The following is an 8,233-nucleotide window of genomic DNA, read 5'->3' on the forward strand; positions in this document are numbered from 1 at the left end:
GATGCACCGTCGATGCGTCACATCCCTAGGTCTTCGAGATTGACGATTCTCTATGAATGATTGAAAGTAGCCTAAGGAATGAGGGGCGATCATGGAAAAGAGTTTCGATATTAGCAATTTCGTCAATGCGAAAGTTGCTAACCAATATGAAGGTCAACTTTCGCGCCTCAAGAATGCTGGAAAACAAGTAGACTGTATTGAAAGCGCCGTCAGAGGCGCCTTAGAGAACTTACAAAAAGGAGACTGCAATTCCTTTGTAATCTATGGGGAGCCTCAAAGCGGTAAGACAGAAATGATGGTCTGCCTGACTGCGAAGTTGCTAGACGAGGGATATACGTTCATTTTGCATTTGCTGAACGATAGTGTGGACCTTCTAGGGCAAAATCTAGGCAGATTTAAAAAATCTGGCCTTGCGCCAGCTTCGAGGAATTTTTCCGAAGTCCTCGATCCGGCCTTCAATCTAAAAACGGGCAAACATGTTATTTTCTGCAAGAAAAATGGGAACGATCTTAGAAAACTGATCGATAAAATTGGCACTGTAAAGAATATAATCATAATAGACGACGAGGCAGACTACGCTTCGCCAAATGCAAAGATCAATATTGGCGAAAAGACCGTTATTAACGAGCTGATAGAAACGCTCAAGGGAAAAACGGGCATTTATATTGGCGTGACTGCTACACCGGCGCGGCTAAATTTAAATAACACATTTCAAAACGACAGCCATTTGTGGGTCAATTTTCCTCCCCACAATGCCTACACGGGCCAAGACATCTTTTTTCCGATCGATAAAAAGATAGAATATTCTCTTCAGCTTCTCCCCGACGCAGGCGACAACCCTAAATACCCAAGAAATGCATTTTTTAGTTTTCTCGTTAACGCGGCATACTTAAATTTATACGTCAACACAATTGAAGAAAACTATTCGCTCCTCATTCATACGAGTGGGAAGAAGGTCGATCATAAGGGCGATTGGGGCACTATCAACGCTACCCTCCAAGAGCTGATGACTTCGGGGTCCAAAAATTTTGAGTCATATGTAAGGCAAATATGGTCACTCGCAGCTACCCGCTATACCGATGCGGACACAGATAAATTGACACAATATATTGTGCAAAACATTTCTAGAAATTCGCTTATCGTGTTGAATAGCGAGACAGACTTTGCGCAAAAAGGCCCCTCTGCCACAAATCCGAGCAGCCTATTCACTATAATTATCGGCGGGAATATTGTTTCACGTGGCGTAACTTTAGATAACTTGCTTTCAATGTTCTTTACTCGCGATGTTAAGCACAAAATGCAGCAGGATACCTATATCCAGCGTGCTCGTATGTTTGGTAGTCGCAGCGGATACTTGAAGTTTTTTGAGCTTACAATCCCGAATTCACTTTATGTCGATTGGCATCGGTGTTTTGTATTCCATAGACTGGCGTTAGAAGCGATCCGACAGAAAATGGGCTCACTTGTATGGTTGAGCGATTCAAGGATCGCGGCCGTAGCGACATCGAGCATTAACACTTCAACAGTTGATATGCAGCGCGGGGAAATGTCGTTCCAGTTATTCGACTACGATGACGCTATCGATGATCTTATAGAATCGAAAGCCGGCATTTTTGACAAAATGACGAAGCTTGGAGACATTCTGGGGCCAGGCGCTTTCCCAGAATATCTCGCAAAATATGTATTACAGGTGCTCCCAAAAAGTGGCCACTCAATTGCGATACACCCGACTTCTTCAATTTCGAATCGTAAAGAAGATACGAACCAAGAACTGATTGAGCGGGACAAGGGGCTAATGGGTAAGTCTGAACTTCAAAAATCAAAATACCCGGATGCTATCCATCATTTTAAAATATTTAAGAACTCTAGTAAAAAAGCTCGACTGTTCTACAAATATGAAGGATCAATTCAATTTATAAAGAATCTAAAAAATGGTTCCTGAATACAAATTCTTTCATGGCGCTGTATTATGTGATTTAATAGATATTAGTACGGCGCCTATAACTATTGACGAATTGAAAGAGGACGGGCGGCTAACATCCTACACGCTCAATGGCAAGGTGGGCCTTCAGATTAAGCACTCATCGGCACGATTGTCCCCATGGAGCTTTTCTTTCACTTCTTCGAATTGGGAAGAGCTTGTTCAATTAAGCCGTAAATTTCGAAAGCGGGTTTTCGTCTGCTTTGTTTGCAATGATGCTGGTATAGTCACGCTTGATATTGAATCAACCCTAAACTTGCTGACTTCTGGGCAGTCCGATCAGGCTTGGATACGCATAACTCGCCGGCCAGGAAAATGGTTTGAGGTTACCGGTAGCTCTGGAGAAGATGCTATAAAACGGCCAAGCGGTATCGTTCAAATTATCGATTCCTTGACCTAATTCAAGCAGCCTTGAAACACAGGATCGTCTCAGTTCGCATGCGTTTTGCCAGCTGGTGTCCCGTCACAGGCAAATATCGGCTCGAATTGGGTATTTCGCGTTCATATTCGTCGGTTAGCGTTAAGCCGACAGTCTCACCCGCTATTCTTACCGCCTCTGAATTTTTGATATAAACGCCCTTGAGGCAAGAATTACCCACAACATATGTAGCTAAACCTCCCCGTGTTAGCACTCTCTTGGATTCAGACATGGCGCTGCACATATCATGAGTATAACGCTCAATCATTGCACGACTACGAGCGGGAAGTACATCAAGGTCGCCCATTGATTTCATTATAATCTTGTATTTATCTTCATCCTTAGTACCGGACAAACCTTTCTCAGCACCAATACTTTCGGTACGTATCGCCCGTAGGTCCTTCACATTATAGCCAAGCCATACTAATGCAAGTTTATGGCCGCGCATGTAGTCGATCGCATTGAGGTAAGGCGGTGAAGTAACAATGGCATCGACTGAACCATCTTCCACTTCCTTCAGAACGCGTGCATCTCCAAGTCCGGCAAAAGCGCTACCGGAGAACTTGTTATCGGAAAGACGTCCAATAATTTGAAGTGCGCTTCTCTCAAACCCCGCGAGTACATCAAACTGATTTTCCAACGCGACACGGTGGGGACGACTGTGTGAGGTATCGCGTGCCAAAGAGGCTGCTTGTTCTTTGGTAACAATTATCCTGCTGAGGGCAAGCTTAAAAACGTTCAATATTGACTGTGGGATATCGATCGTGTTGTGGAGGATATAGGCCAACTTACGCAATGCCGCTCGTTGACTAGATGCAAACCAAAATTCGATAAATTTTATAGTTTCATCGTCGTTTTCTTGCCACGGCAGATCAACTTGCTCCTCGGACGTGACTTTCACACGTTCAATGATATCCCACAATTCAATGCGTGCATCTCGTGCATTGACATTTGAACTCCAGACATTGCTCATCAGGACCGCCAGCGGGTCAACGTCGAAGCCAAATGCGGTATGTCCAAATTCCACAGCTTGCCTGAGCACTGTGCCAGACCCCGTCATTGGGTCCAATACAACTGCCCCAGTTTTTAAAGCGCCTAATGCCTTTAAGGCGAGTTCTGGTGCCATTCGGGCAGGGAAAGGATGGACAGGCTTGATCACTTAACTGGCAATCCGGGGAATTGTGGTGGAAAATTAGCCCAATGAGGGCAGTTCGAACGTATGGTGAGGCGTGTCGGCCGGGTTGTCAAATAACGGCCCGGCCGTTCTTCACTTGCGAAATGACTATTTGCCAAGCGCAAGTGTTAGAGGCCCCTTTTGATATTTTGCTGGTATGGCATCTAGTTGGATCTGGAGCGCCTCGGCAATTTTTTTCGGCGTCGTGAGGAGATAAACGTCACCGTTCGTGTTCGCAGAAATCACGCTAGGGACTATCAACTGTAAGCCCTGCATAGCAGCTACAATGTTCCTTTTATGAGGAAACTCATCGTTCTTCAAAATTTCTCGACAACGTTCTGCAATTTGCGAAGCGTGGATAATGTCAGGGAGCTTTGGATTTGTAGACACCACTCTATCAAGCGCCTCAAGTATGACGCCAATTGTTAGGAGGGTGCCTTGGCTGAGAGTCTGTTCAAATGTAGACACCCAATCCGAAGTTTCCTGAGGGGAATACAACTCAAAAAGCGGCTTAATTTTTCGCAAATCCAAAGGCCCTTGACGAAGCGTCAATGAAACCAGCCGTCCCAAAGTCTCCGCTGTCATCGGCGTCACTTTGCTAGTGAGACACTCTTTCTCTAAGGCGCCAGTTGCAAAGGATGGAGCCACTACCAGCGCAAAGTCTGCATCATAATCTTTCTTATGCCTTGCAAGACCAGACACTCCTACATTTCCTGCCGACGCCTTTCCATGAACTGACGATTTTGCATCATAGGTTAGCTTGTAATCTTGCTTCTCTTGGTCGTTTTCCCGCGACACGATGGCACTTGCCACACCTTCTGGCTTCCCGGTTTGCCCCAGACGCTCAACTACAAAACCGAGATAGTCGAGCGCATCGCCTACTATCACCTCAAAACCTTTGACGTGGTCAGTTACTTCGCTAAGCAACTTCACTATTTGAGGAGCAGTCCGCCGGCGGAGCGTCGCTACAAGCCGAAGCATTCTGTCACGATAATCGCTTATTTCTGCTAAGCGGTCTTCGGGGAGGCCGCTGTCGAGCATGTATGTATCTGTCAGGAACTCAACTAAAGCAGAGTCTTGAAGCATACGCAATTGCTCTGGGCTGTCAGAGTATTCAATGCTAAATGGATGACTCTTATTGATAACGATCTCTTGGCGAGCAACATCGTAACGGACCAGCTTCTCGGATGGTCCCATTTCTGACATAACGGTATTGCGGACAAGCTTTTCGGGTGAACCTATAATCTGTTCGCGCCACATCTTTCGAAATGTCGCCGCGTCTCCAATGTTTCCAGTGTCGATAAAATCCGGAATTTGATCACTAGAGGCAAGATAGTCATCAACTAGCCGCTCTAGAGGTTGAAACGGCATACGTTCCCCCATCTTCCCCGCGATCGCGTCGCCTTGGGATGGCCAACTGTCTTCAACAGACTTCTTTGCTGCGTTACGCGCGGTATTAAAGAATCTCATCAAAATTTCGCGTGTTACGGCCAGTTCTCGGCTAGTGGCCACGCCTTCGCGATCGACAGAGATTTTTCCGTCCAGATAATTAGCTTTTACGGCGGCACGAAACGAAGCCCATGTTGAGTGATTTAAATTGGTCAGACCGAAATAAGGGTCTTCCGGAAGGATATTTCTTCCCAACACATTGACGATAAAGCCATTAGAGCTCTCCAAATCATCGCTTTTACCGCCTGAAATCTTGTCCCCGAAAAGGCGCACAGTACCTGTAAGCTCACCGATACCCTCGATCTTTATATGCGGATATGGCGTTTTATGATGCGTGACCGCAACGGGCTCGCCATTTACCTGAATGCTTTCAAAGTCATAGTCTTTGCCAATAATCCATTCCTCAAGGACTCTGGTGTCCACTTTTTTGGGAACGATTACCTCATCATTTACGGAAATTCGAATAGAATCGCCTAAAGGTAACGATGTTCTTAGAAGGCGCTTTATCCAACCAGATTTGATATCCTGTCCTGCGGCTTTGAGATCGGACAAAATTGCCAGGGTCCAGGTCTTTTCTCTTTTGGACGGCTCGTTTTTTGCACCCCCAAACTCGTCAAAGTAATCGGCCTTAACAATTGCAGGTACATCTTTTGATAATAGCTCGATAACTGCGTCACGACCTTCATCTGGAGAAAGCATTTCCTTAACATCTGCCAAGGTCACCTCGCGAACCGCAAGTGGCAAAGCCTCGATATGAAGTTTCTCGCGATTTTCTTCTCTGTCGATGTCGCGATAGTCCATAGTAATAGCGCGAATTTTTCCATCCGGTGCTTTACATACGTACGTCAACTCGTTCGCCAACAAATATGTAGCAAGTTTTCCGACGCCAAATTTCCCGATCGGCTTGCGTTTTGCCTGATAGTCGGGATTCCGTTTTTTTGATTTTGCAACTGACCAGAGGTCTTTGAAACCTCCAATATCCATGGATATGCCGTCGTCAAGAATCCAAATTTGCGAATCGGGGCTGTTTAGCTTTTCAGGTATGCCCACGTAAACATTTTCTGCGTCCGCATCCCATGAGTTACTAATTAGCTCCTCAAATGCCTTATTCGGAGAGGAATATAGCTGTTGGCTAAATAGATTTAAGAACTGCGGACCGATTTGCACGTTAACAGAGTCAACTTCGCTACCAGCAGTCTTAATTTTCTTGTCTATCATGATAGCCCCTTCTCCCGCGCAATCAATGCCTCATTAGCATTAGGTCGCGAGAACATTCAATCACTGCTTGCGCTTTCCGGATGATTTCCTGCAAGTCGCAGTGAGCGCACTTCGTTGATTACAAATGATTTGGCATATTCCACTCACGTTTAACATGCTTATCTAGTTTAGGCCGTTCGGCCTGTTTGCCTGATCGGCGTTCGCCGGGCAAACCCAGACCGGTGCCGGTCTGGTGGGTTTCGCGCGGAGCCGGTTCCGTCTTGTAAGAGCGCGCTTCACTCATCGGTATGCAGGTCTGGCGCCTGCACCTCACCTTTGCGCCGTGGCCGGCGGCGGTTGATGGCGGAGGTGTCGAGGGTGTTTTTGATGTGGGCGGCGTAGTATTTCTCTATCATCTCGACCGAGGTGCGGCAGTTCTTGGCGATCTGATAGATGTCAGCGCCTTCCATCAGACGCAGACAGATATAGGTGTGACGTAAGGAATAGGCCGTGCGCAACTGGCCGTCACGATCCTCCTTCAGGCCATTGCGCTCCAGCAGGTTGTTGAACAACTTGATATGGTTGCCAGGGAAGACCGGGTCTTTCGGTTCGGGATAAGCGCTAGCCGGCATGATGATATCCCCTGCCCGCTTCTGCTTGGCCGTCAGCTTGCTACGAGCGGTGGGCTTCGCCCGCTTTAACAAGCGCTCATAGACGACAACCGCGCCGGGCATCGACTTGCAGTAACCAACACCGATCTTACCGCGCACTTCGATCTCCAGGATACGCTGGCCGGTGTCTTCATCCTTCACAATGGCAATGTCACGATGCTGGAGGTTCTTCGCCTCGTCCGGCCGCAAGCCGGTATTGCCCATGAACAGGACAAAGTCATGCACCTGCTCGGCATTCCAGCGATGACGCTCGTGTACCGTTTTCGCGTAGTCCCTCGTGGCGGTGTACAGCGCCTTGTATTCGACCGGACTGAACCACGGCCGATGACTGATCTTGCCGCGCGTCCCGTAAGGCGGCGACAGGTCCGGCAGGTGGGTCAGCCAGGCGTGGCGCTGGGCGGTCTTCAGCACCTGTCGCAGCGTTACGATCTCATCATGGATGGTGGAACGCGAGGGCGGCTTGGCCGCCAACGCCTCTTCTCCTTCTTTCGGGGGTCTAGGCTTGCGCCCTGTCTGGCCGGCGCGGTGAACACGATAGGCCTGCACCTTGCCAGCGGTGACCTCGGAGATTCCAAGCGCGCCGAAGAACGGCTTCAGGTGCAAACGAAGACGATGCTTGTGCCCCTCAACCCAACGCGGGCTCCTCTGGCCCTCGGTGATGGTCTCGTATTCGAGCTCGAACTGGTCGGCGACCTTGGCGAAGGTGATCTCCTTCTTCTTGATCAGGCCGACGCGCGACAGGCCGCGCAGGTTGAGATACCAGTCCTCGGCCGCGATGCGCGCCAGGGCCAGATCTTCTTCCTTGGTGCTCGATCGATGCTGGACGCCATCGATGCTGGCGGAACAATGCCATGTCTTATTTGTGCGGCGGTAGAGCTGCACCTTGCCGCTTAAAATCTCGTGGTTTGCCATCGTCATTCCCCTAGAAAAACGTGTCAAAGACGATGTTACCACCTAAGCGGTAAAATGACAAATTTTGTGCTAGGTTGGTGTTAGGCGATTCAGAGCCCTAAACGCAGAAAAGCCCGCGCAAGCGGGCTTCTAACTGACTGTTTTAATGTATTTTTTGGTTGCGGGGGCCAGATTTGAACTGACGACCTTCAGGTTATGAGCCTGACGAGCTACCGGGCTGCTCCACCCCGCGTCACCAACATCACTTGCAGGTTTTCCTCAGGCTTAGCCTTCGGGAACTTTGAAGTGGATCCATGTGTAAGAAACACAAACGACCGCCAAGCGAATGGCCTGACGGTCGAGTGTGTATTTGTAATGAAGGGCTGTAGCTTTCGCTACTATAAACCTCTGTAATCTGTAGACCTGGCGACGACCTACTCTCCCGTGACTTA

Annotated in this window: 5 protein-coding genes and 1 tRNA gene; 2 read left to right on the forward strand and 4 right to left on the reverse strand. The window is 48.3% G+C overall.

Annotation, left to right across the window (positions count from 1 at the left end):
- Positions 1 to 91: 91 nt before the first annotated feature.
- Positions 92 to 1,942 (forward strand): Z1 domain-containing protein, encoded by a 1,851-nt coding sequence (locus B060_RS0118620; protein ID WP_018083317.1) that lies wholly within the window; start codon positions 92 to 94, stop codon positions 1,940 to 1,942.
- Positions 1,932 to 2,381, forward strand: coding sequence for a hypothetical protein (locus tag B060_RS25195; RefSeq protein WP_018083318.1), 450 nt, complete (start codon positions 1,932 to 1,934; stop codon positions 2,379 to 2,381). The genes B060_RS0118620 and B060_RS25195 overlap by 11 nt, the downstream gene beginning before the upstream one ends.
- Before the next feature lies 1 nt (position 2,382).
- On the opposite strand, the gene B060_RS0118625 is transcribed toward B060_RS25195, so the two are convergent.
- From B060_RS0118625 to B060_RS0118645, 4 genes are all read right to left on the reverse strand, one after another.
- Entirely contained in the window at positions 2,383 to 3,558 is a 1,176-nt protein-coding gene (locus B060_RS0118625) for a TRM11 family methyltransferase (RefSeq protein WP_026172970.1), read from the reverse strand.
- A gap of 123 nt (positions 3,559 to 3,681) precedes the next feature.
- Positions 3,682 to 6,240, reverse strand: coding sequence for an ATP-binding protein (locus B060_RS0118630; RefSeq protein ID WP_018083320.1), 2,559 nt, complete (start codon positions 6,238 to 6,240; stop codon positions 3,682 to 3,684).
- A gap of 275 nt (positions 6,241 to 6,515) precedes the next feature.
- Positions 6,516 to 7,802, reverse strand: coding sequence for a tyrosine-type recombinase/integrase (locus B060_RS0118640; RefSeq protein WP_018083322.1), 1,287 nt, complete (start codon positions 7,800 to 7,802; stop codon positions 6,516 to 6,518).
- A 155-nt stretch (positions 7,803 to 7,957) separates the two neighbouring features.
- Positions 7,958 to 8,034 (reverse strand) — tRNA-Met (locus B060_RS0118645).
- Between the last annotated feature and the right edge of the window lie 199 nt (positions 8,035 to 8,233).

It is taken from the genome of Asticcacaulis benevestitus DSM 16100 = ATCC BAA-896 (genome assembly GCF_000376105.1).
GTDB lineage: Bacteria > Pseudomonadota > Alphaproteobacteria > Caulobacterales > Caulobacteraceae > Asticcacaulis > Asticcacaulis benevestitus.